Source organism: Aeromicrobium sp., from assembly GCF_049586495.1.
In the GTDB taxonomy this organism is placed as follows: domain Bacteria; phylum Actinomycetota; class Actinomycetes; order Propionibacteriales; family Nocardioidaceae; genus Aeromicrobium.
Window position 1 is genome coordinate 1 of sequence record NZ_JBAVCB010000051.1, and the last position, 1,722, is coordinate 1,722.

General features: G+C 70.9%; 2 protein-coding genes. Both read left to right on the forward strand.

Going from position 1 to position 1,722, the window contains the following annotated elements; genetic code table 11:
* Positions 1-624: carboxyl transferase domain-containing protein (locus tag WB508_RS02690; RefSeq protein ID WP_423843335.1), on the forward strand; the 624-nt coding region annotated here is incomplete at its 5' end.
* A complete protein-coding gene (gene mshD / locus WB508_RS02695) occupies positions 621-1,412 on the forward strand; it encodes a mycothiol synthase (RefSeq protein ID WP_423843336.1) in 792 nt (263 codons plus the stop codon). The genes WB508_RS02690 and mshD, both read left to right, overlap by 4 nt.
* Positions 1,413-1,722 lie beyond the last annotated feature (310 nt).

A 1,722-nucleotide genomic window follows, 5' to 3' on the forward strand; every position in this document is an offset into this window, starting at 1 on the left:
GCGACGGTCCGACTGCAGGGCACCGAGAAGGGCGAGCGTGACAGCGCCATGCTCGTGGCGTTCGCCCGGCTGGACGGCCAGCCGTGCGTGGTCATCGGGCAGGACCGCACCAAGCAGACCCCCCTGACCCCGATGGGGCCGGCCGCGCTGCGTGAGGCGCGCCGCGGCATGCGATTGGCCAACGAGCTGCGGCTGCCGCTGGTCTCCTTCATCGACACCCCGGGTGCCGAGCTGTCGCCTGAGGCCGAGGAGGGTGCCATCGCCGGCGAGATCGCCCGGTGCATCAGCTGGATGTCGACCATGCGGGTGCCCACTGTGTCGGTGCTGCTGGGCCAGGGCTGCGGTGGCGGAGCGCTGGCGTTGCTGCCTGCCGATGTGGTGGTCGCCGCCGAGAACGCCTGGCTGTCTCCGCTACCGCCCGAGGGCGCCAGCGCGATCGTTTACGGCGATCTGGAGCACGCCGATGAGATGGCTCGGTCGCAGCGCGTGGGCGCCATCGACCTGTTGGAATCTGGCACGGTGCACCACGTGGTGCCCGAGCTCGACGACGACACCTCCGAGACCTTCGCCACCGCGATGGCGGCCACCGTCGCCGCGCAGCTCGTGATGTTGCGGGACCGATGACCGACCTGACCGCGCTGGCGGCGCTGGTCGAGGCGTCCGATGGCGTCGCACCGTTCAACGAGGCCACGCTGACCGCCGATGCGGCCGGTGACGAGCCTCGCGTCATGGTGCGGTCCGAGGTCGGCATGGGGGTCGGCTACGGCGACGCACCGGTGGAGCTGGCCGTGACGCCGGCTGCTCGGTGCCAGGGACATGGCCGCCGGCTGGTCCAGGATCTGCTCGACGCGGGCGAGACCCGCTTCTGGGCGCACGGCGATCTGCCGGGCGCTCAAGCATTGGCGGCAGCCATCGATCTGAGCGCCGAGCGGACGCTGTTGGTGATGCGTCGACCCGCCGATCCGGTCGATGCCGCCTCTGCGCCGGCCGGAGTGGTGCTGCGCGCGGCCACGCGCGATGACGTCGATGGCGTGGTGACCGTCAACGGCCGCGCCTTCGCCTCTCATCCAGAACAGGGCGCCATGGACCGCCCCAACTTCGAACGGCGAGCGAGCTCGGAGTGGTTCAGCTGGGACGGCCTGTTCGTGGCCGAACGGGACGGGGAGATCGTCGGGTTTCACTGGACCAAGATCGAGGATGATCTCGGCGAGGTCTACGTCGTCGGCGTCGACCCCTCCGAGCAGGGCACTGGACTCGGCACGGCGCTGACCGCCCGCGGTCTGCAGCACCTCGTTGATGCCGGGGTGTCCGCCATCGACCTCTACGTCGAGGGGGACAACGCCCCCGCCCTCGCGGTGTATCGCCGCCTCGGCTTCGTCGACCACGCCCGCGACACGCTCTACGCGCGCTGAACCCCGCTCGCCAAGGAGGCCGCCCGCGGCCGACTGTGAGGGAGCGAGGGACGAGCGACCGAGGCGAACGCAAGCCTGGCCGCTCGGGTTCGCCTCGCTCCGCTCCCTGGCGAACAGCCTGCTCGCCCATGCCTGCCCGCTTGCCTTCGCCTCGCTTCACTCACGGTCGCTCCGCTCCCTGGCGAACAGTCCGCTCGCCAGTGACGAGCCCGGCGAGGAACGTGAGGGAGCGCCAGCGACCGAGGCGATGCAACCGCAAGCCCGTCAGTTGTGGTTCGCCGCGCTTCGCTCCCTGGCGAACGGGCTTTAC

Bases quoted from the DNA above. Each gene is read 5' to 3' on its own strand.
- mshD (WP_423843336.1), top strand. From the start codon at position 621: ATGACCGACCTGACCGCGCTGGCGGCGCTGGTCGAGGCGTCCGATGGC.